The following is a 23,835-nucleotide window of genomic DNA, read 5'->3' as shown; positions in this document are numbered from 1 at the left end:
GAGGTGGATTCTGATGGTGCGTCCTCCCACTTCCAGGTCGGTCGTACCCGGACCTGGCCGCCTCGGTCTCGTCGAGGAGACTGCGCCGTCCGATCTGCGCACCCTGGGCTGGACGGGCGAAGAGAGTCTGGAGCTGCTGTGGTCGCTCTCGCGTGCCCCCAACGCCGATCTCGCACTGCGCACGCTGGTGCGCATGTACGAGATGCTCGGCAGTGGCTGGGCCGAATTCGACACCGCACTGCGTAACGACAAGGGATTCCGCGGCCGCCTCCTGGGACTCGTCGGCGCGTCCAGTGCGCTCGCCGACCACCTCGTTGCCGACGACACCACCTGGCGGTTGTTACTGACCGCGGAAGGTCAGAGCAGCGGTGTCTCGGCGAAGATCCAGTTGCCCAGCAAGGCAACGCTGGTCGCAGAACTGCTCGAGGCCGTCGGGGCCGAGCCGGAGACCGGGCCCAATGCCGCACCCGATCTGTACCGGGCGTCCGTCACCGGCCCGCCCGCCGTGATCGCCCTGCGCAAGAAGTACCGCGACCAGATCATGGTGTTGGCCGCCTACGACCTCGCCGCGACCGTCGAGAACGAACCGGTCCTGCCGTACACGGTGGTGGGAGCTCAACTGTCCGACATGGCAGACGCGGCGCTCACTGCGGCTCTGTCGGTGGCGGTGGCGACCGTGTGCCCCGATGCCCCGTGTCCGACGCGGCTGGCCGTCATCGCCATGGGCAAATGCGGTGCGCGCGAACTCAATTACGTCTCGGACGTCGATGTCGTGTTCGTCGCCGAGCCGGCGGACTCACAGGCGAGTCGGATCGCCGGCGAGATGATGCGCATCGGGTCCTCGGCGTTCTTCGAGGTCGACGCTGCGCTTCGCCCCGAAGGTAAGCGCGGCGAGCTGGTTCGCACGCTCGACTCGCACGTGGCCTACTACAAGCGCTGGGCCAAGACCTGGGAGTTCCAGGCCCTGCTCAAGGCTCGGCCGATGACCGGCGATATCGCCCTCGGCAACGATTACGTCGATGCCGTCAATCCGATGGTGTGGCTGGCCAGTCAGCGTGAGGACTTCGTGCCCGAGGTCCGCGCGATGCGGCGACGGGTCGAGGAGATGGTGCCGACCGAGCTGCGCGAACGGGAGATCAAACTCGGACGCGGCAGTCTGCGCGACGTCGAATTTGCCGTCCAGCTCCTGCAATTGGTGCACGGCCGAACAGACGAGTCGTTGCGCGTACTGGGCACGACCGATGCCCTGACGGCTCTGACCGAGGGCGGGTACGTCGGCCGTGACGACGCCGCGAATCTGACCGCGTCCTACGAATTCTTGCGATTGATCGAGCACCGACTGCAATTGCAGCGGATGCGCCGCACACACACCCTGCCTCCACCGGACGACGAGGAAGGTCTGCGGTGGCTCGCGCGTTCCGCGCACATGCGACCCGACGGCAATCGCGATGCGCTCGGTGTACTGAACGCCGAGATCAAGAGGAATGCCCAGCGCATCCGTCGGCTGCATGCGAAGCTCTTCTACCGGCCGTTGCTCGATTCGGTGGTCAAGTTCGACTCGGAGACAGTGCGTTTGACCCCCGACGCGGCGACGCGTCAGCTTGCCGCGCTGGGATATGCGACGCCGCAGAATGCGTTGGGCCACCTGCGAGCGCTGGTCGGTTCCGGTACTCGCCGCGGTCAGATTCAGGCCGTGCTGCTGCCGACCCTGCTCGAATGGCTCGCAGACACCCCCGACCCGGATGCGGGACTGCTCAATTACCGCCGGCTCTCGGAGTCGGCGGGGGAGCAGACGTGGTTCCTGCGGGTACTTCGCGACGAAGGCGCAGTGGCGCAACGGCTGATGATCGTGCTCGGATCCTCGGCCTATGTGCCGGATCTGCTGATCAAGGCCCCCGAGGTCATTCGCTTGTTCGCCGACGGCCCCACCGGCCCGCGTCTGCTCGACGTCGAGCCGGAGGAGACCTACCGCGCCATCCTGTCGTCCTCGGCTCGGTACGAGGATCCGGTGCGAGCGATCAACGCGGCGAGGGCGCTGCGGCGTCACGAGCTGGCACGGGTGGCGTCGGCAGACATCCTCGGCATGCTCGACGTACCTCAGGTGTGTCGGGCGCTGTCGTCGGTGTGGGCCGCCGTGATCAATGCCGCTCTGGCCGCTGCCATCAGAGCCAGCGAAATCGAGCGCGGCGAACCGGCACCGGCAACCTTGGCCGTCATCGGTATGGGACGCCTGGGCGGCGGCGAACTCGGCTACGGAAGCGACGCCGACGTGCTGTTCGTCTGCGAACCGGTGGACGGCGTCGACGAGACCGTTGCGGTCAAGTGGGCCAACACCATTGCCGATCGCATCCGCAAACTGCTCGGAGCGCCGAGCACGGACCCTCCGCTCGAAGTCGACACCGGCCTGCGCCCGGAAGGTCGCAACGGCCCGGTGGTGCGCACGCTGTCGTCCTACGCCGCGTACTACGCCCAGTGGGCTCAGGCATGGGAGGTGCAAGCTCTGCTGCGTGCGCATCAGGTCGCGGGCGATCAGGACCTGGGCATCCGATTCCTGCTGATGGCCGACAAGGTGCGCTACCCCGAGGGTGGAGTGTCTGCCGACGCCGTCCGTGAAATTCGGCGTATCAAGGCGCGGATCGACTCCGAGCGTCTCCCCAAGGGAGCCGACCCGGCCACTCACACCAAGCTCGGACGTGGGGGACTGGCGGACATCGAGTGGACCGTACAGCTCATCCAGCTCCGATACGCACACAAGGTCCAGTCACTGCACAACACCTCGACGCTGCAATCCCTCGACGCGATCGGCGCAGCCGAGCTGATGAGTGAGACCGACATCGAGCTGCTGCGCGAAGCGTGGATCCTGGCGACGAAAGCGCGCAATGCGCTCGTCCTGGTTCGCGGTAAGCCGACCGACCAACTGCCGAGACCGGGTGCCGTCCTGTCCGCCGTCGCACAGGTGGCGGGGTGGGAGAACGGCGACGCCGGGGCATTCCTCGACAACTACCTGCGCGTCACGCGTCGAGCCAAGGCAGTCGTGGAGAGGACGTTCGGCGGACTCTAGTCGCTGCCTGCGGTGACGAAGCCCTGCTTCACCATCCAGTCGCGCGCGACATCCGCGGGCTCACGGCCGTCGATGTCGACCTGCTTGTTCAACTCCGAGATCGCTTCGTTGGTGAGCGCAGCGGAAATGGGCGCGGTGACCTCGGCTATCTCCGGATAGCGATCGGCGATCTCCTGCCGCACGACGACAGTCGCGTTGTATCGCGGGAAGAACGCCTTGTCGTCCTCGACCACGGTCAGGTTCAGGCCCTTGATTCGGCCGTCGGTGGTGAACACCTCACCGAATCGGCACTGCGAACCGTCCGCAGTTGCCTGGTAGATGACGCCGGTCTGCAGAATCTGCACGGAGATGGCGTTGGCATCGAAACCGTAGGTGGCGGCGAGGCCGGGGAGTCCGTCCTGGCGACTGTTGAACTCGGTCTCGACGCACAGCGATGCGGCGGCAGGATCTCGGTTCACCAGAGCGGCGTAGTCCGACAGCGTGCGCACACCGGTCTCCTGCGCGACCTGCTGATTCATGGCCAGCGCGTAGGTGTTGTCCATCGGCGCGGGATTGACCCAGTCGATGCCGTTGGCCTTGTCGGCATCGCGCACTGCCTCGAATTGTTCCGTGGCATCGGGAATGGGCTTCTCGTTACCCAGGTAGTTGATCCACCCGGTTCCGGTGTATTCGTAGGCGAGGTCCACCTGGCCGTTCTGCATCGCGAGTCGAACGCTCTGCGAGCCGACGATGTTGGTGAGGTCGCGAACGTCGGCACCGGCTGCGCTGAGCGCGAATTCGAGGATGTAGCCGAGGATGATCTGCTCGGTGAAATCCTTCGATCCGACGGTGAACTCGGCACCTTCGAGCCCCTCGAGCGGAGTGATGCTGCCCGCCTCGACCGACAACGGCATCGCCCCGCCGGACTGCAATCCGCACCCCGTCAGCGCGAGAGCGGTGGTGGCGCAGAGCGCCGCGAGTCGTCGGGTGGTGCGCCGCATCAGCGGAGTCCTTTCGGTCCGAGGTAGGCCTCGGCGAGTGCGCCCAGCCAATCCACCAGCAGCGCGAGTGCTACCGCGAGAACGGCACCCACGACGAGAATGAGTGGTTGGTTGAGCTTGTAGCCGGTGTCGATCAGCACGCCGAGCCCGCCTGCTCCGACGAGAAAGCTCAGAGTTGCGGTGCCGACGGCGAGCACGAGCGAGGTGCGCAGACCCGCCAGGATGAACGGAACCGCGAGCGGAAATTCGATGCGGCGCAGAATGCCCATGTTCGACATGCCCTGTCCGCGAGCGGCATCGATGTAGTTCGGCTCGACTGTCTGAAAGCCCAACATGGTGTTGCGCAGAACGGGGAGCAACGAATAGAACGCGATCGGGAGAACGCCGGTCCAGAAACCCGTTGCGCCCGTCCACAGGAACAACAACACCAGCAAGCCGACGGCCGGTGCGGCCTGCCCGATGTTCGCGATACCGATGAACAGTGGTGCAGCTTTGCGATACCCGTTGCGAGTCAACAGAATTCCCAGAGGCACGGCGATGACGAGCACCAACGCGGTGACGACGAAGGTGATCAGCACATGCTCGAGAACCCGGGTGGAGATCGTGCTGATGTTGATCGTCTCGGCCTGCGTCGCGGTGAGGTCTCTGGTCAACGCGTAGACCAACAGAATCGCCACGATCACCAGCACCAGGGCCGGCTGGATGAGAAGACGAATTCGCTCGGCGCGCTTGGCGGTACGCGCGGCGTCCTTGGTCTCGTCGCCGGTATCGGCGAGTGTCGTCACGACGGAGTCCCAGCAGCTTCGCGCGGCTCGTCGTGATCGTTCGCGTGTTGCGACCGCAACGACTTGATGGTGTCGATCAGCACGTCGATGGTCACGGTGCCGACGTACTCGCCGCGATTGCCGGTGACGGTCGCCGTCGCATTGCCCTCGGACAGTAGAGCTTCCAGAGCATCCTGCAGGGTCGACTGGGTCGACACCAGTTCTCCCATCGGCACCCCGACGTCACGGAGGCTCCCCACACCCGCGAGGTGGCGTCGATCCGTCCACCGAATCGGGCGTCTACGGGAATCGACGATGATTCCCCAGGCTTCGGGATCCGATCCCAGCGCGGAGTTCATCGACTCCACCGAGTCGTCCTCGCCGAACACCGGCACGTCGGACAGCTCGATGTCGCGTACTCGCATCAACGTCAGCTGCTTCAACGCGGCTCCGGCTCCGACGAACCCGGCCACGGTGTCGTCGGCCGGGTTGGCGAGCACCGCCTCGGGGGTGTCGTACTGGAGGATCGTGGACTGGTTACCGAGCACGGCGATGCGGTCACCGAGCTTGACCGCCTCGTCGAAATCGTGCGTGACGAAAACGATGGTCTTGCCCAATTCTGCTTGCAGACGCATCAATTCGTCCTGCAGCAACCCGCGGGTGATGGGGTCGACGGCACCGAACGGTTCGTCCATCAACAGCACCGGGGGATCGGCGGCAAGAGCGCGTGCGACTCCGACGCGTTGCTGCTGACCGCCGGAGAGCTGCCGCGGATAACGCTGGCGATAGACCGCCGGATCGAGGCCGACGAGGTCCAGCATCTCGTCCGTGCGGTCGTCGATTCGCTTCTTGTTCCACCCGATGAGACCCGGCACCATCCCGACGTTCTGCGCAATCGTCATGTGCGGGAACAGGCCTGCCTGCTGAATGGAATAACCGATGGTGCGGCGCAACTCGTTCGGATCGATCGACAGTGCGTCCTTGCCACCGATCGTGATGCGGCCCGATGTCGGCTCGATCAGACGGTTGATCATGCGCATCGTCGTCGTCTTGCCGCAACCGGACGGCCCGACGAGTACGACGACCTCGCCCGCGGGGATGGTCATCGACACGTTGTCGACGGCAGCGAGCTTCTGCCCCGGGTAGCTCTTGGTCACGTTCTCGAGCACGATTTCCGCGCCGGAGACATTCGATGTACGGGTCGAGTCACTCACGGATACCCCTCGAGGTGGTCAGTTTGCCGATCAACACGTAGATCCCATCGAGGATCAACGCCAGCAGGACGATCAGGACAGTGCCGGTCAGAGCCTGCGGTAGAGCTGTGGGGCTACCCACGCGGGCGAGGCCCGAGAAGAGGAGGTTGCCGAGTCCGGGACCCTTGGCGTACGCGGCGATGGCGAGAATGCCCATGGCCATCTGCGTACTGACGCGCATGCCGGTGAGGATCGACGGCCACGCGAGTGGGATCTCGATGCGGCGCAACACCAGAGCGCGGCTCATTCCGATTCCGCGGGCCGCGTCGGCAACGGCCGGATCGACGGCTGCCAAGCCCACCACGGTGTTTCGAATGATAGGGAGAAGCGAATACAGAACAAGAGCTGTCACAGTGGGTTTGACGCCCAGACCCAGCACCGGAATGAGAACTCCGAGCAGTGCGAACGACGGAATGGTGAGCACCGTACTCGCCAGGGCCGTGGCGACTGCGGAGCCCGCGGGGCTTCGGTACACGAGCACACCGATCGCCACCCCGATGACGGTTGCAATGACAACGCATTGAATGACGGCCGACACGTGGAGATACGAATCGATCGCCAACTGCCTTCGCCGCCCGACGATGAAATCCCACAGTGCATCCATGCAGTCGTCGTCCTCTGTTCGCCGGTAGCGGTAGTTGTCTTTACCCCGCGTACCGACTATCAAACGCCGACCGGTCTGAATTTCTTTGCGGATTGCCACAAAAGTTGCCGATCGGAAACAATCGAGAACGCGAAAAACGCCCGGCCGAAAAGCTTCGGCCGGGCGTTTCTTCGTGAAATCTACCGACTCACACGTCGTAGTAGAGCGAGAACTCGTACGGGTGCGGACGCAGGTTGACCGGAGCGATCTCCTGCTCACGCTTGAGCGAAATCCACGTCTCGATGAGGTCGGTGGTGAAGACGCCACCCTCGGTGAGGTAGTCGTGGTCGGCCTCGAGACGGTCGATGACCGCGTTCAGCGAGGTGGGTGCCTGAGGAATGTTCTTGGCTTCCTCGGGCGGCAACTCGTAGAGGTCCTTGTCGACCGGAGCCATCGGCTCGATCTTGTTCTTGATTCCGTCGAGGCCCGCCATCATCTGAGCGGCGAAGTTCAGGTACGGGTTACCCGAGGAGTCCGGCGCGCGGAACTCGAGGCGCTTGGCCTTCGGGTTGTTGCCGGTGATCGGGATACGCACCGCGGCGGAGCGGTTGCGCTGGCTGTAGACCAAGTTGATGGGAGCTTCGTAGCCCGGCACCAAACGGTGGTACGAGTTGATCGTCGGGTTGGTGAAGGCCAACAGCGACGGAGCGTGGTGCAGAATGCCGCCGATGTAGTGACGTGCCAGATCGGACAGTCCGGCGTATCCGGCCTCGTCGTGGAAGAGGGGCTTGCCGTCTTTCCACAGCGACTGGTGCACGTGCATGCCCGAGCCGTTGTCTCCGAACAGGGGCTTCGGCATGAACGTCGCGGACTTGCCGTTCTTCCATGCGGTGTTCTTGACGATGTACTTGAAGAGCTGCAGATCGTCGGCCGCGCGGAGCAGCGTGTTGAACTTGTAGTTGATCTCCTGCTGACCGCCGGTGCCGACCTCGTGGTGGGCACGCTCGAGCTCGAAGCCTGCGTTCTGCAGGTTGGTCGAGATCTCGTCACGCAGGTCGACGTAGTGGTCGTACGGTGCGACGGGGAAGTAGCCACCCTTGTAGCGGACCTTGTAGCCGAGGTTCGGTCCACCGTCGGCCTCGGTCTCGGCTCCGGTGTTCCACCAACCCGAGGACGAGTCGAGCTCGTAGAACGCGCCGTTGGCCTGCGAGTCGAAGCGCACGGAGTCGAAGATGTAGAACTCGGCCTCGGCACCGAAGAATGCGGTGTCGGCGATGCCGGTGCTGGCCAAGTACTCCTCGGCCTTGCGCGCAACGTTGCGCGGGTCGCGGCTGTACGCCTCACGCGTGAACGGGTCGTGGACGAAGAAGTCCATGTTGAGGGTCTTCGCGTTGCGGAACGGGTCGATCTGAGCGGTGGCGTAGTCCGGCAGCAGGATCATGTCGGACTCGTGGATCGACTGGAAGCCGCGGACGGACGAGCCGTCGAACGCGAGGCCGTCTTCCAGGGTGTCGGCCGTGAACGCCTTGGCAGCGATGGAGAAGTGCTGCTGTGCACCCGGCAGATCCGTGAATCGGATGTCGACGTATTCGATTCCTTCATCTGCGATGAACTTGATGACCTCTTGGGCCGTGGAAAACGCCACGCTTTTGCTCCTTAGTTGAGTCCGTCGAACTGACGGTATGGACTCGGTGTTGCCCGCCCGTCAAGCTCGTGTTTCGCCCGTGTTACACGTCGTGGTTCACGGTTGGCACGAACAACAGTACGTCCACCCGTTTTTCCGTGTGCCCGACCGCGCCTATCCTGGAAATCATGGCACGAATGACAGGGTCCTGGTTGTCCGGACCGGCGGCCGCGAACCCACGACCGCCGCAGAACTTCCGTGGGGAACAACTCGGTCTGCCCGCGCGGGGCGTCGGCGCACTCGCCGGAACCGGTCGTAGAGTCCTGGCGTTGCTGCTGGACTGGACGATGGCCACCGGTGTGGCGTCGCTGATTCTCGGCGGTTACACCACCAGCGGACTGATCTCGACGATCGTGCTGGCCGTGTGGTTCGTCGTAGGAATCGCGAGCGTCTCGCTGTTCTCGTTCACCCCGGGGCAGTTCATCGTGGGAGTACAGGTGGGACGCATCGACGCCCATGCGCGAGTCGGTTTCGTCCGGGCATTGGTGCGGCAGCTCATTCTGCTGTTCGTCGTCCCGGCCGTGATCACCGACATGGACGGCCGGGGAATGCACGACCGCGCAACGGGAACAGCCCTGCTGCGGACCCGCTGAGGGGTCGACGCACCAGGGCTGTCGGTCGAAATACGGGTCAGCGACGCTTCATGGTCCGCTGAACGCCCTTCATCTTGGCCCCACCGGGAATCGGTCCCTTGGGCATTGCCGGGCCACCCTTGGTTCCCAACGCGGCCAGCCGGGACTCGATGGTGTCCATCCGCTTGCCGTCGATGTTCTTCGGCAGCTTCGACAGGTACTTCTGCAGACCCGACAGTGGAATCTGGTTCTCCCCGTTGCCGACGATGATGTCGTAGATCGGAGTATCGCCCACCAGCCGGGCGGTCTTCTTCTTCTCCTGGGCCAGCAGGGTCTTCACACGCTGCGGCGCACCCTCGGCCACGAGTATCACTCCGGGCTTCCCGATCACCCGGTGCACGGCGTCGAGATGAGTGGTGCCTGCGATCGCATTGGTGACACGCCACGATCCCTGAAGATTGTCCAGGGCCCACGCCGCAGCACCGGCCTGACCGTCTGCCTTCTTGTACACGGACTTCTGAACCCGCCGGCCGAAGATGATGAACGCGACCAGCACGCCCAACAGGAGACCGATGGGGAGAAGGAACCACTGGAAGCCGAAGGCCAGACCGATCAGGAAGCCGATCAGCCCGAGACCGACCACCGCTCCGATCATGAGCGGAAGGAGAGCCTTGTCGTCCTTACGCTGCATCTGGAACGCCTGCCACAACTGGCTGCGCCGTTCCTTCGATGCCTGCTTGCGGGCTGCCTTGGCAGCCGCCTTTGCTTCCTTGCTGGGCTTTGCCGCTTTGCCAGCTTTACTGCCGTTCGCCATACCTCACAGGATACGGCCTGTGCCGACGCTCACGTGCATCGCGCCACGTCGAGCGGAGCGATCAGCGAGGAGCCAGCCGAGCCATCAACGAGCTGGCCTCCTGAGAAGCTTCGCCGCCGTCGGTGAGGTGGCTCATGCTCTCGGGCAGTTCGCGACCGTGGTGTGCCATGGCCTGCGCGTAGAGGCGTCCGGCGCGGTACGAGGAGCGGACCAACGGGCCGGCCAGCACGCCGGCGAACCCGACCTCGGTGGCGTAGTCGGAGTGCTCGACGAACTCCTCCGGCTTGACCCACCGCTCGACGGGGTGGTGCCGCGGTGACGGTCGCAGGTACTGGGTGATCGTCAGGATGTCGCAGCCCGCCTCGTGCAGGTCGCGAATCGCTTCCTGGACTTCCTCGGGAGTCTCGCCCATGCCGAGAATGAGATTCGACTTGGTGACCAGACCGTCGTCACGCGCTGCGGTGATGACGTCCATCGACCGCTGGTACCGGAATGCGGGACGGATGCGCTTGAAGATGCGCGGCACGGTCTCGACGTTGTGGGCCAACACCTCCGGGCGGGAGGAGAACACCTCGGCCAGCTGATCGGGCTTGGCGTTGAAGTCGGGGATCAGCAGCTCGACGCCGGTGTTGGGGTTGAGCTTCTTGATGTACCGGACGGTCTCTGCGTACAGCCACGCACCACCGTCTTCGAGGTCGTCGCGGGCGACTCCGGTGATCGTGGAGTAGCGAAGGCCCATGGCCTGCACACTCTCCGCCACGCGGCGAGGCTCGTCGCGATCGAGATCCTCGGGCTTGCCGGTATCGATCTGGCAGAAATCGCATCGACGGGTGCATTGTTCGCCGCCGATGAGGAAGGTCGCCTCGCGATCTTCCCAGCATTCGTAGATATTCGGGCAGCCGGCTTCCTCGCACACCGTGTGCAGACCCTCACGCTTCACAAGACCTTTGAGCTCGGTGTATTCCGGGCCCATCTTGGCTTTGGTCTTGATCCAGTTGGGTTTGCGTTCGATGGGGGTCTCCGCGTTTCGGATCTCGAGGCGGAGCAGCTTGCGTCCTTCTGGGGCCACAGTCACGCCAGCAATGCTACGCGCCGAACCGAACCGTCGTGAATTGCGGGTTCACCGTCGCGGTGGTGATCTCCGGGTGCTCGAGCTCGTGCTCTCTGACCGGCATCGATCCGTCCAACGCGGCCAGAACTGCCGTCGTGACCGACTCGAGTACGTCGGCGACCGGGACGTCTCGCCCCAGCTCGAGCGACAGCGACGTCACACCGGCGTCGGCGATTCCGCACGGCACGATCGCGTCGAAACCCGTCATCGCCGAATTGCAGTTGAGGGAGAAGCCGTGCAGGGTCACGCCGCGCTGAACTCGCACGCCGATGGCCGCGATCTTGCGTTCGGGTAGAAGCACGCCGGCGCGAACCTCGGACGCGAGCCACACCCCGGACCTGCCGTCCACCCGCCCGCACGCGATGCCGTGATCGGACACCACGGAAATCAGCGCTTCCTCGATCCGGCGGACGTACTTGACGACATCGATCGGCTGCGCCAGCGCGACGATGGGGTAGCCGACCAGCTGGCCCGGCCCGTGCCAGGTGATCTTGCCGCCGCGGTCCACTTCGACCACAGGGGTACCGTCGCGCGGCATGTCTTCTTCCGAGGTGCGCCGCCCCGCGGTGTACACGGAAGGGTGCTCGAGCAATAGCAACGTATCCGGGCCCCGATTGTCGGCGCGGGCGTCGGCCAGTTCCCGCTGGAGAGCCCACGCCTGGGTGTACTCGACGGTGCCCAGCTCTCGCACGACGACCGGTTCGCTGCTGGCCCGGGCCGAGTCGGTGCCGGTGGCCGGAATCGACGGTGCGTTCACGTCACTCATGAACCGAGACGCTACGCCGGGTCATGAGCCGACAGCCACCCGCAGTGCCTCGCCCACGGTGTTGTGCTCGAAGGTGTAGCCGGCGTCCTCGAGTGCCTTGGGAATGGCTCGCGGCCCGGTCAGGATCGCCTCCTCGGCAAATTCACCGATGACCGCTTTCAGGGCGAATCCGGGCACCACCCACGGGGCCGGACGATGCACCGCTCGCGACATCGCGCTGTTGAACTGGGCGTTGGTCACCGGAGTCGGCCCCACCATGTTGACCGGTCCGCGCAGCGAGTCGTTCTCGATACCGTGCACGATGGCACCGATTTCGTCTTCCAACGAAATCCACGGGAAGTACTGTCGCCCACTGCCCAATCGACCACCGAGCGCGAACAGGTACAGCGGGCGCAGCTTGCCCAGCATGCCGCCGCGCTGCGACAGCACCACACCGCTGCGCAACAGAATCGTGCGAACACCTGCCTCCGACGCCGCAGCCGTAGCGTTCTCCCAATCGCGGCACACCTCGGCGAGAAATCCGTCTCCTACCGGAGCGGTCTCGTCGACCACGCGGTCGCCGGTGTCACCGTAGAAATTGACGCCGCTGGCATTGATCAGGGTGGGGACACCCGCGTCGGCCGCAGCCGACGCGATCACCTCGGTGGGCGCTATGCGGCTGTCGCGCACCAGCTGCTTGTACGCACCGGACCATCTTTTGTCGCCGATACCGACACCACACAGATTGACGACCGCATCGGCACCGGCCAGCACAGCGGGGTCGATACTGCCGTGCGACGGGTCCCACTGCGACTCGTCCGGTCCCGCCGGTGAGCGTCTGACCAGTCTGGTGACGTCGTGGCTGCGGCCGCGTAAGGCTGCAACGAGAGCTGTGCCGATCAAGCCTGAAGAACCTGCAATGACTACGCGCATGTGAACGAAAGCCTCCTTGACGCACTCCGGGGCACCATTCGCGAACGAATGATGCCCCGGATGCTCTGTCCGTGCCCCTGGTGAACGAGACCCCGATGCGAATGTTTCGCGCTCCTACGAGAATACGTGGCGCGACACTCGCCGGTTGTCTACAGACCCAGATCGGCCTCGAACGATGCCACTTCGAGACGCTGCTTGATGGTCGTCAGGAAGCGTCCTGCGTCGGCTCCGTCCACCAACCGGTGGTCGTAGGTGAGCGGCAGGTAGCACATCGAGCGAACACCGATCGACTCGTTGCCCGAGTCGTCCTTGACGACGACGGGACGCTTGACGATCGCACCCGTACCCAGCATGGCCGCCTGCGGCGGAACCAGGATCGGGGTGTCGAACAGCGCGCCCTGGCTGCCGATGTTGGTGATCGTGAACGTGCCACCGGACAGCTCGTCGGGCTTGAGCCCACCCGAACGGGCGCGAGTGGCGATGTCGTTGATCGCGCGTGCCAGTCCGGCCAGCGACAGGTCGCCGGCATTGTGGATGACGGGGGAGAGCAGGCCCTGCTCGGTGTCCACCGCGATACCCAGGTGGACATCGGCGTGGTACGTGATCTCCTTCGCGTCCTCGTTGATGCTGGCGTTGACGTTCGGGTGAGCCTTGAGTGCCTCCACGACCGCCTTCGCGAAGAACGGCAGGTACGTCAGGTTGACGCCCTCGTTCTCGGCGAACTTCGCCTTCGCCTTGGTGCGCAGGCCGGCGATCTTCGTCACGTCGACCTCGAAGGTCTGCGTCAGCTGAGCAGAAGTCTGCAGCGACTCACGCGTCTTCTTCGCGGTGATCTGACGAATTCGGTTGATCTTCTGCGTGGTGCCGCGCAGGTGTGCGAGCTCGGGACGAACTCCCGCGGTCGCCGGTGCTGCGGGCTTCGACGCTGCGGCGGGTGCCGCGGCCTCGGCCGGAGCAGCGGGAGCCTTCTTGGCCTCGGCTGCAGCGAGAACGTCCTGCTTGCGGATGCGTCCACCCACGCCGGTGCCCTTGACGGACGACAGGTCGACGTCGTTGTCCGACGCCAACTTGCGGACCAGAGGAGTGACGTACGGGCTCGAATCGCCCGACGGTGCCGATTCCTTGGCGGGAGCGGCCTTGGGAGCCTCCTGCTTCGGTTCGGGCTTCGGCTCGGCCTTGGGGGCTTCCTGCTTCGGCTCGGGCTTCGGCTCTTCCTTGGGCTCTTCGGCCTTCGGGGCCTCGGGCTCCGGAGTTGCCTCGGGCTCGGGGGCCTTCTCGGCGGGCGAGCCGGAGCCGATGACTGCGAGCTGGCCGCCGACGGCCACGGTGTCGTCTTCCTCGGCGGAGATCTCGAGCAGGGTGCCTGCGACCGGAGACGGAATCTCGGTGTCGACCTTGTCCGTGGACACCTCGAGAAGCGGCTCGTCCACTGCAACCTCGTCGCCGACGGCCTTGAGCCAGCGAGTCACGGTGCCCTCGGTGACGGACTCACCCAACTCGGGCATCGTCACCGGGGTGCCGGATCCGGACGAGTCGGAGGAGCTGGACGAGGCACTTGCTGCGGGAGCTTCCTGCTCGGCCTGCGGCTCGGGCTCGGCTGCGGGAGTGGGCTCCTCGGCAGGCTCCTCCGGTGCCGACTCCTCGGCGGGAGCGGCGTCCTCGGCCGGCGCGTCGGACGAGGAAGACTCGTCCGCGTCACCGATCTGAGCGAGCTCGCCACCGATCTCGACGGTGTCGTCTTCCTGAGCGACGATCTTGGTGAGAACACCGGCAGCAGGCGACGGGATCTCGGTATCGACCTTGTCCGTGGAGACTTCGAGCAATGGCTCGTCGACTTCGACGGTGTCGCCTTCTTGTTTGAGCCACCTCGTGACAGTTCCCTCGGTGACACTCTCACCGAGAGCTGGCATCTGGACGGAGAAGGCCATGTCTGTTGACTCCTCGACAGTTGTATGCGGGTGATGTAGTTCTTACGACTTGTGGTCGCAGACCATTGTGCTGGCGGAACAGGGTTCATGGACGAGAGTTGGGTGATTCGGTTCGACGGAGGCACCGGTGCGATCGACACTCACCGAGCACGTTCGGCTCGATCCAGCGCCCACGTCGACACTCCCTCTCGGCAACTCACTTACTCACTTCACGAGCCTTGGTTCACAATCAAGAGAGCTGAACCCTCTAATGTCATCCTTCCATTGATGTCGCCTCGCCGTTCCCCTAGGGCGTGCAACACGCCTGTCGAACTGGTGGGTAACAAAGATCCGGCACCGAAACTCGGACTTCGCCGGCCGTACGAAAGAGGAGTTCGCGTGGGATTGTTCGATCGATTCAAGTCGAGCGGCGGGGGCGCGAAACGGGCACCCGAGGGCTCGGTTGCCCAGTACCTGGCCGATTGGACCTCGGCGCGAATCGGCGTCGAGGCCTACGTGGAACCGAAAACGACGGTCACGCCGCTGACGGTGGTTCTGGTCGCGAACGACGGTGAGTGGACGCGTCGACCACTCGATGAAAAATATGTACGAAAGATCGGATCGGACCTGAAGATTCCGGTGTACGACGTCCGCAAGACGGGCTATCCGCAGCGGATGCGTGATCACGACGCTCGGCAGAAGATCGTTCGGCAGCGCGAACAACAGCAGCGCGACAGCTGACGCCGTCCGTGCGCGAGGGCCTGGGGCCTCGCGCACGGACGGGAGACGATCAACCGTTGTCGGCGATGTCCTCGAGAACCGCGAACATGGTTCGGACCGGAACCCCGGTGCCGCCCTTGCCGGTGTAGCCGAACGGACCACCGGTGTTGTACGCCGGGCCGGCAACGTCGATGTGAGCCCATTCCACGCCGTCGGCGACGAATTCCTTCAGGAACAGAGCAGCGGCGAGCATGCCACCTGCTCGACCGTTGGTGACGTTCGCGAGATCTGCGACCTTGGAGTCGAGTTCGCGGCGAATCTCCTTCGGCAACGGCATGGCCCATCCGTTCTCGCCGATCGCCTGCGAGATTGCTGCGACGCGGTCGCGGAAGTCGTCGGTACCCATCACGCCGGGAGTCCTGTTGCCGAGTGCGACGACCTGAGCGCCCGTCAGCGTCGCGGTGTCGATCAGGTAGTCCGGATCGTCCTCGCAGGCCCGCACGATCGCGTCGGCGAGCACCAAGCGGCCCTCGGCGTCGGTGTTGATCACCTCGACGGTGATGCCGCCGTACTGGGTGAGCACATCGCCGGGGCGCTGAGCGGTGCCCGACGGCATGTTCTCCGCCATCGGGACGGTGGCGATGACGTCGAGCGGCAGACCGACCTTGGCGGCGAGCACCACCGTGGCGATGACCGCTGCCGCACCGCCCATGTCCGAGGTCATGTTCTCCATGCCGGCAGCCGGCTTGATGGAGATGCCGCCGGTGTCGAACGTGATTCCCTTACCGACGAGAGCAACCTTCTTCGCGCCGCGTTTGCCTCCCGAGTGCGTCAGGCGCACGAGCCGAGGCAGTCGGGACGATCCCTTGCCCACTCCGTGAATGCCGCCGTAGCCACCCTTCTCGAGGGCTTTGTCGTCGAGAATCTCGACCTCGAGGCCGGCCGCCTTGCCCAGCGCCTTGGCCTGAGCCGCGAACTCTTCCGGGTAGAGATGGCTGGGCGGAGTGTTGACGAAATCCCTTGCGACAGCCACTGATTCGGCAATCGCGATCGACCTCTCCAATTCGCGCTTGGCATCTTTGGAGCGAGTGTCGGGCACCAACAACTCGATCCGAGTCACCGGAAGCGCAGACGGCTTCGGTGCCGAGAGAGCCGACTTGAACTCGGCGAACTGGTACGCGCCGAGGAAGAAGCCCTCGGCAGCCGCACCCAGATCGAGCGCCGAGAGCGTCGTGGCCGCCGTCTCGACACCGGACAGCGCGCGAGCCGCGGTGCCGGCCGAGTGACGAATGCGTTCACTGTCGATGTCGGCGGCGTTGCCGAGGCCCACGGCCAACACACTCGCCACGGCCAGGCCGGCCGGAGCCGGAATACGCACCACTTCGTCGGCCTTGCCGGTGGCACCGACGGCTTCGAACGCGTCGAGCAATTCGGTGGCGATCGCATCGTCGGAAATGTCGTCGGTGATGGAGAGTTCGAGGCCGTCGTCACTCGTGCTCAATGCGACGACGAGTACGTCGACTTTCTTACCGAGCTTGCCCGCGAGAACCAGGTCGGGTCCGAGAGTGCGGGTGAGCGTCGAGGGGGAAGGCACGTGGCTGCTCCTGTAGGGGTTGACGTGTATGTCCCTCGATCCTAATGACGGTCGGCGGCGTCGACGATCGAGGGACGCACCGGGGCGACCGACCTGAGACGCTCCGCGAGGTGAGCTAGCGTGGCCGCCATGACCGACACCGAGTTGATCGAAGGACCACTCCACGCCGTGCACACCGAACTCGGCGCGACGTTCGCACCGTTCGGTGGATGGACCATGCCGGTCTCGTACGCCGGCGTCGTCGTCGAGCACGCGGCAGTGCGTGAAACGGTGGGTCTGTTCGACGTCGGCCACCTCGGCAAGGCGTCGGTGACCGGCCCCGGGGCCGCCGCATTCGTGAACTCCGTCCTCACCAACGACCTGACCAGAATCGAACCGGGCAAAGCGCAATACACGCTGTGCTGCACCGAGTCCGGTGGCGTCGTCGACGACCTGATCGCCTACTTCGTCTCCGACGAGGACGTGTTTCTGGTACCCAATGCTGCGAACACGGCAGCTGTGGTCGAGGCGATGGCTGCCGCTGCCCCCGCCGGGGTCTCGGTGGTGAACCGGCACCGCGAGTTCGGAGTGCTGGCCGTGCAGGGGCCGAAGGCGTCCGAGGTTCTGCAGGAACTGGGTCTACCGACCGATATGGACTACATGGCATTCGAGGACGCCACCTGGAACTCGCTGCCTGTCCGGGTCTGCCGCACGGGTTACACCGGCGAACAGGGCTACGAGCTGATCCCGTCTGCCGACGACGTGAAACCGTTGTTCCTGGCGCTGCTGGCTGCGGTGCGGTCTCGGGACGGTCAGGTGTGCGGGCTCGGAGCGCGCGACACGCTGCGCACCGAAATGGGGTACCCGCTGCACGGACACGAACTGGCGCAGGACATCTCGCCCCTCGAAGCACGATGCGGCTGGGCGATCGGGTGGAACAAGGACTCGTTCTGGGGCAAGGACGCATTGACCGCCCAGAAGGCAGACGGTCCGGCACGGATTCTGCGCGGGCTCAAAGCTCTCGATCGCGGCGTTCTACGCCCCGGTCTCACGGTGCGCGCGTCGGGACGCGATCTCGGAACGACGACCTCCGGCACTTTCTCGCCCACTCTCAAGGTCGGTATCGCCCTTGCACTCCTCGACGCGCAGGCCGCTCCCGCGGTGGGTTCGGAGGTCGAGGTCGACGTTCGGGGCCGCGCCCTGCGCTGCGAAGTGGTCGCACCGCCGTTCGTCGTCGCCAAGACCAGGTGACCGCGTGAGACCGCCACGAACCCCACGATAGGATTCCCGGCATGACAGGTGTTTCCGAATTCACGTACGTGCAGCATCCTTCGCCCGCAACCTCCGCGGCGCGTGACGTGGTACTCGCTGCGCCCGGATTCGGAAAGCACTTCACCGACCACATGGTGAGCATCGACTACACCCGCGACGGCGGCTGGCACGATGCGAGGATCACCCCGTACGGTCCGATCGAGCTCGACCCCGCGGCGATGGTCCTGCACTACGGCCAAGCGATCTTCGAGGGCCTGAAGGTCTACCGCCAGCCCAACGGCGATCTGTCCACCTTCCGGGTGCAGTCCAACGCCGAACGATTCCGTACCTCGGCGAAGCGGCTTGCCATGCCCGAGATGCCGGACGACTTGTTCATCGGCTCTATCGAGAAGTTGCTCGAGCTCGATCACGAGTGGGTCCCGGCGGCGGGCGGCGAGGACGCGCTCTATCTGCGGCCCTACATGTTCTCCACCGAAGCCGGTCTGGGTGTGCGCCCCGCCGACGCGTATCGCTACATGCTGATCGCCTCACCCGCAGGCGCGTACTTCCCACGTGGCGTCAAACCGGTGAGCGTGTGGTTGTCCACCGAATACGTCCGGGCAGCACCGGGTGGCACCGGTGCCGCGAAGTTCGCAGGCAACTACGCCGCCTCCCTCCTCGCGCAGGCGCAGGCCAGCGACGAGGGCTGCGATCAGGTGGTCTGGCTCGACGCCACCGAGCGCCGCTACGTCGAGGAGATGGGCGGCATGAACCTGTTCTTCGTCTTCGGCTCGGGTTCCGACGCCCGGTTGGTGACGCCCTCGCTGTCCGGGTCCTTGCTCCCCGGAATCACGCGCGACTCGCTGTTGGCCTTGGCGACGGACTCCGGCATCCCCGTCGAAGAACGACGGATCTCCACCGACGAGTGGCGCAAGGGTGCCGAAGCGGGCGAGATCACCGAAGTGTTCGCTTGTGGCACAGCAGCTGTCATCACCCCGGTGGGCAGCGTCAAATCCACCGACGGTTCTTTCGAGATCGCAGGCGGAGAACCCGGTGAGATCACGCTCGCACTGCGAGACACCCTCACCGGCATCCAGCGCGGCACCTTCGCCGATACCCACGGCTGGATGACCAAGCTCCGCTGATCAGCTGCCGATCAACAGGCCCACCGCGGCCGACGCCGTGGTGGTCTCGATCGCGGCACCGAGAACATCGCCCGAGAGGCCACCGAAGCGTCGGACGCAGTGTCGAACGGCAAACACCGACAGGGTCAGGACCGCGACGACGACCAGCGGCCCTTGCCAGGGTCGATCGGGTTGCGCGAAGACCGACGCAGCTGCTGCCGCAATGACCCACAGCGTCAGGACGGCGTTGGACTGCGTTCCGGCCACGAGCGCACCGAAGCCGCCCGACGTCGATGCGTCGACTCCCTTGCGGCAGGCCAGGATTGCCGCCACCCGGGCAGTCACCGCAACCACGACGACAGCCCACCACAGTCGCTCCTGCGCGAGTTGACCCAGACTCGCGGCCTGAATGGCCGACGTCAGAGCGATGGCCGCCACCCCGAACGGTCCGGCACTACCGGACTTCATGACCTCCCGCGCACGTTCGGGCGGGCCGTAACAGCCGAGCCCATCGGCGGTGTCGGCCAACCCGTCGATGTGCATCCCGCGCGTCAGCAGCGCGGCGGCGGCAACGGCGATGAGGCCGCACAGGATTGCCGACAGCCCGGCAACCGTCGTCGCCCACAGCAGTGCCGAACACACGCACCCGAGGACGAGACCGACCAGGGGAGCGTGCGCTATCGCGCTACCGGCGCGGACCCTGTCGACCTGCGACGGGCCGCGCACGGGCAGCACCGTCAACCACGAGAACGCGAGCACCAGACCCTCGGCCCGCAGCCTCACGGTCAGCGGACTTCGGGGTCGCCGGTGCTGACGCCGGCGTCGGCGAACGTCGCCATCGAATTCAACGTGTCGACTCCCGCACGAACGAGCGGCAACGCCGCCAACGCGCCGGAGCCTTCACCGAGTCGCATCGACAGCTCCACCAACGGCTCGAGTCGCAAGTGCCGCAAGGCAAGTGAATGGGCGGGCTCGGCCGAACGATGCCCGGCGACCCACCAGGCACTGGCACCGGCCGCACCGTCTTCCGCCACCAATGCTGCTGCTGTGACGACGAGACCGTCCAGGATCACCGGGGTACGACGATGGGCCGCCTGGGCGAGGAAGCCGGCGAGGGCGGCGATGTCGGCACTACCGGCCACCCGCAGCAGGTCGGTGGGATTCTTGGCGACCGGCCGAGCCCGCCGCATCGCGTCCCGGATCGCAGCGGTCTTCCTGATCCACCCGGCGTCGTCGATTCCGGTGCCGCGGCCGACGGCAGCGACCGGTTCGGTATCGGTGAGGGTGGCGATCAATACGGTTGCGGGCGTGGTGTTTCCGATGCCCATGTCGCCTGCGACGAGAAGATCCGCACCGGCGTCTACCTCCTCGTCCGCGATGGCAGCGCCGGCGGCGACGGCGGCGCGCACCTCGTCCTCGCTCAGTGCGTCCTCGCGGTCGATGGAACCACTCGAGCGCCGAATCTTGAAGGTGGACACCGACGGATCGGTGTCGGCGTCGACAGCGATGTCGACCACTCGAACAGTGGCCCCGGCGATGGTCGCGAGGACGTTGACCGCAGCACCGCCCGCGCGAATGTTCTCGACCATCTGCGCCGTGACCTCGGGCGGGTAGGCGGACACTCCATGAGCGGCGACGCCGTGGTCGCCGGCGAAGACGACGACACGGACGCGCTCGAAGGACTTCGGCGGACTGACGTCTTGGCAGGCGGCGATCCACTCGCCGAGCGTCTCGAGACGGCCGAGGCTACCGGCCGGCTTGGTCAACCGACCTTGCCGCTCGGCAGCTTCGTACCGCGCGGAATCGGACGGCGAAGGCACCGCTCGAAACGGTGAGGGTGCCGGAATCTCGTCCACAGGAGTTGTCACACTGGGCCTTTCGCGGTCAGGGAATCCGCCGGTGGTTCTTTGAGGGTCAGCGCGAGGCCCGCGACGACCAGCAGAACCCTGTCACACACGTGCGCGAGACGCGCATTGAGGACACCGAGCTCGTCACGGAACAGTCGACCGGAACGCGACTCGGGAACCACGGACATGCCGACCTCGGGGCTGACGATCACGAGAGTCGACCTGCAGTCCGAGACCGCTGAGACCAAGTCGTCCACGGCCGGAGCAATCGTCCCGCGAGGCAGGTCCCAGGCCGCTGCGTCGTCGAGCATTCCCGTGAGCCAGGTACCCAGATCGTCGACCATCGTGGTGCCGCCCCAGGGCTGAGCCACCACCGTCGCCAGCCCGGTGACGGTTTCGACCGTGGTCCACTCGGGCGGACGCGACGCACGATGGAGTTCGATGCGCTGCTGCCAGTCTTCGTCCGACGCATCGCGCTGTCCGGTCGCGACGTAGCGGACCGGGCGGGTCGTGACCAACGATTCTGCGTGCGCGGACTTACCGGATCTGGCTCCGCCGAGGACGAGCGTTCGAGACGGCACGGCCACCGACGTCAGACGGCCTCGCCGGCGCTCACTCGCGGCTTGGGGGCACGCATCTTCCGAATCTGCGACGCCCGTACGAAGGCGTACCAGCCGATCTTGAAGCCGCCGTCGGGAGTGTCGGGGAACCGGACGCGAATGCGGTTGTTGATCATCTTGCCGAGGTAGATGCCCTCGCCGACCATGAACAGCATCATCACGAACATGCCGAGAGTGACGTACTGCTGTACCTGCGGCTGCAGGAACAGCGCAAAGATGAGAATGAGAGCGAGCGGCATGAACAAGCCGACAAGATTGCGCCGCGCATCGACGATGTCGCGAACGTAGGCACGCACCGGGCCCTTGTCGCGAGGCAGCAGATACTTGTCGTCGCCCGCAAGCATGCGCGCCCGACGCTCCGCAGCTGCTGCACGCCGTTCGTTCGAGGCAGCCTTACGGTCTTCCTTGCTGCCCTTGTTCGCCTTGCGGCGCTCTCGTGCCTCTTTGCTCGTCAGGGGAGCCGGAGCGACCGGCCCGCGGCGGCGGGCCTCGGCGTCACGGCGCTTGGGGGTCGGTCGGCCTTTGCCGAGAGACACCGGCGAGGTCGCCTCGCCGGCGGACACAGTCGACTCGGGCTCGTTCGAGTCCTGTCCGTCCGAATTGTCAGAGTTTCCACGGCGTAGCAGCTTCACGCAACCAGAGTATGGGATGAGCGGAGGCACTCGAACACCGGCCAGGTCAGCGGCGCAGCGCGGGATGCTGTTCGGGCACTGCGGTCCTACACTTCCGGGAATGCGAGTGATGATTGCGCCGGACTCCTTCGGGGACACCCTGACTGCCGCAGATGCAGCCGCCGCCATTGCCAGAGGATGGGCGGGCGTCCGGAGCGGTGACGAGCTGGAACTGGCCCCCCAATCCGACGGTGGACCGGGGTTCGTCGAGGTACTGGCCTCGCGCATCGGCACAATCCACGGCGCCGACGTGGACGGACCGCTCGGGACGCCGGTGCAGGCCCGCTGGCTGCTCGACGGGACGGTGGCGTACATCGAATCTGCTCAGGCCTGCGGGCTGCACCTCGTCGACGGTCCACTGACTCCGCAGTCGGCGCTGAAGGCGAACAGCTACGGCGTCGGACAGCTGCTGAGCGAGGCGTTGAAGAGTGGCGCCACGTCGATCGTGGTCGGACTCGGCGGAAGCAGTTGCACCGACGGTGGACGAGCGATGATCCGCGCACTCGGCGGGCTGGGGTCGGCAATCGAACGGTTCTCGGGAATCGACCTCGTCGCCGCGTCGGACGTGGAGAACCCCCTGCTCGGCGATGCCGGTGCTGCTCGGGTGTTCGGGCCGCAGAAGGGCGCCGACACCGAGACGGTCGAGCGACTCGAAGAACTGAACGCCGACTGGGCTGCCGTTCTGTCGGCTGCGGGCCACGATGTGGCAGACCGTCACGGTGCGGGTGCCGCGGGCGGGATGGGGGCCGCCCTGTTCGCGCTCGGTGGCAGGCAGGTGCCGGGTGCTGCCGTCGTGGCGGAACGAACCGGTCAGCGGGAACTCCTGGACTCCGTCGACCTTGTGCTGACCGGCGAGGGAAAGTTCGATTCGCAGTCGCTGCGAGGCAAGTTGGTGACCAGAATCGCCGCTGCAGGCGGTGCCACCGGAATCGAGACCGTGGTGCTCGCCGGCCAGGTGACGTTGAGCAAGGACGACTTGGCGTCGGCCGGTATCTCGGCCGCTCACTCGATCAGCGAGTTCGCCGGGTCTGTGGAGGTGGCCATGACCGATGCGGCCAATCAGCTCGAAAAGCTGGCCGCGCACGTGGCGAGCAGTGCTGTTGCCGGGCCCTCGAACAGGGGCGGCGCGCGCAAGGAATAGAGCAACCCGGAGTACGGTTGAGTTTGTTCACGGGTTTGGTACGACTGATAGGGAGAGCCCATGACCGTTTCGAATGAGACCACAACGACCGAAACCACGGCGCACAAGGTCACCATGACGGAGACCGCTTCGGCCAAGGCCAAGGCGTTGCTGGATCAAGAGGGCCGCGACGACCTCGCGCTGCGCATTGCTGTACAGCCCGGTGGGTGTGCAGGACTGCGTTATCAGCTTTTCTTCGACGACCGAAGCCTCGACGGCGACCTCGCGGTCGACTTCGGCGGCGTCACCCTCGCAGTCGACCGGATGAGCGCTCCCTACGTGGAGGGTGCATCCATCGACTTCGTGGACACGATCGAGAAGCAGGGCTTCACGATCGACAACCCGAACGCGACCGGATCGTGCGCGTGCGGCGACTCGTTCAACTGAGCTGACTCGCTCTCGACTGTGACCGATACACGTATTCGTGTATCGGTCACAGTCG

General features: G+C 65.4%; 22 protein-coding genes. 7 read left to right on the top strand and 15 right to left on the bottom strand.

The window, feature by feature from the left end; all coding sequences use genetic code 11:
* Window positions 1-13: 13 nt before the first annotated feature.
* Window positions 14-3,061, top strand: coding sequence for a bifunctional [glutamine synthetase] adenylyltransferase/[glutamine synthetase]-adenylyl-L-tyrosine phosphorylase (locus tag VF34_RS08625; RefSeq protein ID WP_032374376.1), 3,048 nt, complete (start codon window positions 14-16; stop codon window positions 3,059-3,061).
* On the opposite strand, the gene VF34_RS08620 is transcribed toward VF34_RS08625, so the two are convergent.
* The 5 genes from VF34_RS08620 to glnA all read right to left on the bottom strand — a co-directional run bounded on the left by VF34_RS08620 (window position 3,058) and on the right by glnA (window position 8,286).
* Window positions 3,058-4,041 (bottom strand): glycine betaine ABC transporter substrate-binding protein, encoded by a 984-nt coding sequence (locus tag VF34_RS08620; protein WP_032374375.1) that lies wholly within the window; start codon window positions 4,039-4,041, stop codon window positions 3,058-3,060. The two genes, VF34_RS08625 and VF34_RS08620, sit on opposite strands and share 4 nt — an antisense overlap.
* On the bottom strand, window positions 4,041-4,826 hold the full coding sequence (locus VF34_RS08615) for an ABC transporter permease (RefSeq protein WP_027497409.1): 786 nt from the start codon (window positions 4,824-4,826) through the stop codon (window positions 4,041-4,043). The genes VF34_RS08620 and VF34_RS08615 overlap by 1 nt, the downstream gene beginning before the upstream one ends.
* Window positions 4,823-6,019, bottom strand: a complete 1,197-nt coding sequence (locus tag VF34_RS08610; protein ID WP_027497408.1) for an ABC transporter ATP-binding protein — start codon at window positions 6,017-6,019, stop codon at window positions 4,823-4,825. The genes VF34_RS08615 and VF34_RS08610 overlap by 4 nt, the downstream gene beginning before the upstream one ends.
* Window positions 6,012-6,662, bottom strand: a complete 651-nt coding sequence (locus tag VF34_RS08605) for an ABC transporter permease (RefSeq protein ID WP_027497407.1) — start codon at window positions 6,660-6,662, stop codon at window positions 6,012-6,014. The genes VF34_RS08610 and VF34_RS08605 overlap by 8 nt, the downstream gene beginning before the upstream one ends.
* 187 nt (window positions 6,663-6,849) lie before the next feature.
* Complete coding sequence (glnA, locus tag VF34_RS08600) at window positions 6,850-8,286, bottom strand: type I glutamate--ammonia ligase (RefSeq protein ID WP_027497406.1); 1,437 nt, start codon at window positions 8,284-8,286, stop codon at window positions 6,850-6,852.
* A 167-nt stretch (window positions 8,287-8,453) separates the two neighbouring features.
* Between glnA and VF34_RS08595 the strand changes: the two genes are divergently transcribed.
* Window positions 8,454-8,918: an RDD family protein gene (locus VF34_RS08595; RefSeq protein WP_032370280.1), complete on the top strand. Its 465-nt coding sequence runs from the start codon at window positions 8,454-8,456 to the stop codon at window positions 8,916-8,918.
* A gap of 37 nt (window positions 8,919-8,955) precedes the next feature.
* Here VF34_RS08595 and VF34_RS08590 read toward each other — a convergent pair whose 3' ends face one another.
* The 5 genes from VF34_RS08590 to sucB all read right to left on the bottom strand — a co-directional run bounded on the left by VF34_RS08590 (window position 8,956) and on the right by sucB (window position 14,428).
* Window positions 8,956-9,711 carry a DUF4191 domain-containing protein gene (locus VF34_RS08590; protein ID WP_027497404.1) on the bottom strand — a complete coding sequence of 252 codons (756 nt, stop codon included), beginning with the start codon at window positions 9,709-9,711 and terminating at the stop codon, window positions 8,956-8,958.
* 61 nt (window positions 9,712-9,772) lie between these two features.
* Window positions 9,773-10,786 (bottom strand): lipoyl synthase, encoded by a 1,014-nt coding sequence (gene lipA / locus VF34_RS08585; RefSeq protein WP_176456727.1) that lies wholly within the window; start codon window positions 10,784-10,786, stop codon window positions 9,773-9,775.
* A 10-nt stretch (window positions 10,787-10,796) separates the two neighbouring features.
* Complete coding sequence (gene lipB, locus VF34_RS08580) at window positions 10,797-11,588, bottom strand: lipoyl(octanoyl) transferase LipB (RefSeq protein ID WP_032374374.1); 792 nt, start codon at window positions 11,586-11,588, stop codon at window positions 10,797-10,799.
* Window positions 11,589-11,609: 21 nt separating this feature from the next.
* Window positions 11,610-12,500, bottom strand: coding sequence for a TIGR01777 family oxidoreductase (locus tag VF34_RS08575; protein ID WP_032368125.1), 891 nt, complete (start codon window positions 12,498-12,500; stop codon window positions 11,610-11,612).
* A gap of 149 nt (window positions 12,501-12,649) precedes the next feature.
* Window positions 12,650-14,428: a 2-oxoglutarate dehydrogenase, E2 component, dihydrolipoamide succinyltransferase gene (gene sucB / locus VF34_RS08570; RefSeq protein WP_032374373.1), complete on the bottom strand. Its 1,779-nt coding sequence runs from the start codon at window positions 14,426-14,428 to the stop codon at window positions 12,650-12,652.
* 378 nt (window positions 14,429-14,806) lie between these two features.
* Here sucB and VF34_RS08565 point away from each other — a divergent pair, with 378 nt between their 5' ends.
* Window positions 14,807-15,148, top strand: a complete 342-nt coding sequence (locus tag VF34_RS08565) for a hypothetical protein (protein ID WP_032368429.1) — start codon at window positions 14,807-14,809, stop codon at window positions 15,146-15,148.
* Window positions 15,149-15,197: 49 nt separating this feature from the next.
* Here VF34_RS08565 and VF34_RS08560 read toward each other — a convergent pair whose 3' ends face one another.
* Window positions 15,198-16,721, bottom strand: a complete 1,524-nt coding sequence (locus VF34_RS08560; RefSeq protein ID WP_032374372.1) for a leucyl aminopeptidase — start codon at window positions 16,719-16,721, stop codon at window positions 15,198-15,200.
* Window positions 16,722-16,850: 129 nt separating this feature from the next.
* Here VF34_RS08560 and gcvT point away from each other — a divergent pair, with 129 nt between their 5' ends.
* The gene (gene gcvT / locus VF34_RS08555; RefSeq protein WP_032374548.1) at window positions 16,851-17,951 is read left to right on the top strand and encodes a glycine cleavage system aminomethyltransferase GcvT; all 1,101 of its coding nucleotides are present in this window, start codon (window positions 16,851-16,853) and stop codon (window positions 17,949-17,951) included.
* A 41-nt stretch (window positions 17,952-17,992) separates the two neighbouring features.
* Window positions 17,993-19,096 carry a branched-chain amino acid aminotransferase gene (locus tag VF34_RS08550; RefSeq protein ID WP_032374371.1) on the top strand — a complete coding sequence of 368 codons (1,104 nt, stop codon included), beginning with the start codon at window positions 17,993-17,995 and terminating at the stop codon, window positions 19,094-19,096.
* On the opposite strand, the gene VF34_RS08545 is transcribed toward VF34_RS08550, so the two are convergent.
* Genes VF34_RS08545 through VF34_RS08530 form a run of 4 tightly spaced genes read right to left on the bottom strand, consistent with a single transcriptional unit; the run spans window position 19,097 to window position 22,174 of the window.
* A complete protein-coding gene (locus tag VF34_RS08545; protein ID WP_080733326.1) occupies window positions 19,097-19,858 on the bottom strand; it encodes an adenosylcobinamide-GDP ribazoletransferase in 762 nt (253 codons plus the stop codon).
* A gap of 2 nt (window positions 19,859-19,860) precedes the next feature.
* The gene (gene cobT, locus VF34_RS08540; protein ID WP_045841258.1) at window positions 19,861-20,895 is read right to left on the bottom strand and encodes a nicotinate-nucleotide--dimethylbenzimidazole phosphoribosyltransferase; all 1,035 of its coding nucleotides are present in this window, start codon (window positions 20,893-20,895) and stop codon (window positions 19,861-19,863) included.
* A 44-nt stretch (window positions 20,896-20,939) separates the two neighbouring features.
* Window positions 20,940-21,509, bottom strand: a complete 570-nt coding sequence (cobU, locus tag VF34_RS08535; protein WP_032374369.1) for a bifunctional adenosylcobinamide kinase/adenosylcobinamide-phosphate guanylyltransferase — start codon at window positions 21,507-21,509, stop codon at window positions 20,940-20,942.
* 5 nt (window positions 21,510-21,514) lie between these two features.
* Window positions 21,515-22,174, bottom strand: coding sequence for a DUF3043 domain-containing protein (locus tag VF34_RS08530; RefSeq protein WP_027497392.1), 660 nt, complete (start codon window positions 22,172-22,174; stop codon window positions 21,515-21,517).
* A gap of 100 nt (window positions 22,175-22,274) precedes the next feature.
* Here VF34_RS08530 and VF34_RS08525 point away from each other — a divergent pair, with 100 nt between their 5' ends.
* Window positions 22,275-23,354 carry a glycerate kinase family protein gene (locus VF34_RS08525; RefSeq protein WP_032374546.1) on the top strand — a complete coding sequence of 360 codons (1,080 nt, stop codon included), beginning with the start codon at window positions 22,275-22,277 and terminating at the stop codon, window positions 23,352-23,354.
* A 60-nt stretch (window positions 23,355-23,414) separates the two neighbouring features.
* On the top strand, window positions 23,415-23,780 hold the full coding sequence (locus VF34_RS08520) for a HesB/IscA family protein (protein ID WP_027497390.1): 366 nt from the start codon (window positions 23,415-23,417) through the stop codon (window positions 23,778-23,780).
* Window positions 23,781-23,835: the final 55 nt, after the last annotated feature.

Origin of the sequence: Rhodococcus sp. PML026 (assembly GCF_000963615.1) — a bacterium.
Taxonomy (GTDB): domain Bacteria; phylum Actinomycetota; class Actinomycetes; order Mycobacteriales; family Mycobacteriaceae; genus Rhodococcoides; species Rhodococcoides fascians.
The sequence above is the reverse complement of the archived record's forward strand: the minus strand, read 5'-3'. Positions and strand labels throughout refer to the sequence as shown.

What these genes read in the sequence shown, in the direction of transcription:
- VF34_RS08590 (WP_027497404.1), bottom strand. Translation starts at nt 9,711, where the DNA reads ATGGCGAACGGCAGTAAAGCTGGCAAAGCGGCAAAGCCCAGCAAGGAA.
- VF34_RS08625 (WP_032374376.1), top strand. Translation starts at nt 14, where the DNA reads ATGGTGCGTCCTCCCACTTCCAGGTCGGTCGTACCCGGACCTGGCCGC.
- VF34_RS08620 (WP_032374375.1), bottom strand. Translation starts at nt 4,041, where the DNA reads ATGCGGCGCACCACCCGACGACTCGCGGCGCTCTGCGCCACCACCGCT.
- gcvT (WP_032374548.1), top strand. Translation starts at nt 16,851, where the DNA reads ATGACCGACACCGAGTTGATCGAAGGACCACTCCACGCCGTGCACACC.
- VF34_RS08550 (WP_032374371.1), top strand. Translation starts at nt 17,993, where the DNA reads ATGACAGGTGTTTCCGAATTCACGTACGTGCAGCATCCTTCGCCCGCA.
- VF34_RS08605 (WP_027497407.1), bottom strand. Translation starts at nt 6,662, where the DNA reads ATGGATGCACTGTGGGATTTCATCGTCGGGCGGCGAAGGCAGTTGGCG.
- lipB (WP_032374374.1), bottom strand. Translation starts at nt 11,588, where the DNA reads ATGAGTGACGTGAACGCACCGTCGATTCCGGCCACCGGCACCGACTCG.
- VF34_RS08595 (WP_032370280.1), top strand. Translation starts at nt 8,454, where the DNA reads ATGGCACGAATGACAGGGTCCTGGTTGTCCGGACCGGCGGCCGCGAAC.
- sucB (WP_032374373.1), bottom strand. Translation starts at nt 14,428, where the DNA reads ATGGCCTTCTCCGTCCAGATGCCAGCTCTCGGTGAGAGTGTCACCGAG.
- VF34_RS08520 (WP_027497390.1), top strand. Translation starts at nt 23,415, where the DNA reads ATGACCGTTTCGAATGAGACCACAACGACCGAAACCACGGCGCACAAG.
- VF34_RS08525 (WP_032374546.1), top strand. Translation starts at nt 22,275, where the DNA reads ATGCGAGTGATGATTGCGCCGGACTCCTTCGGGGACACCCTGACTGCC.
- VF34_RS08575 (WP_032368125.1), bottom strand. Translation starts at nt 12,500, where the DNA reads ATGCGCGTAGTCATTGCAGGTTCTTCAGGCTTGATCGGCACAGCTCTC.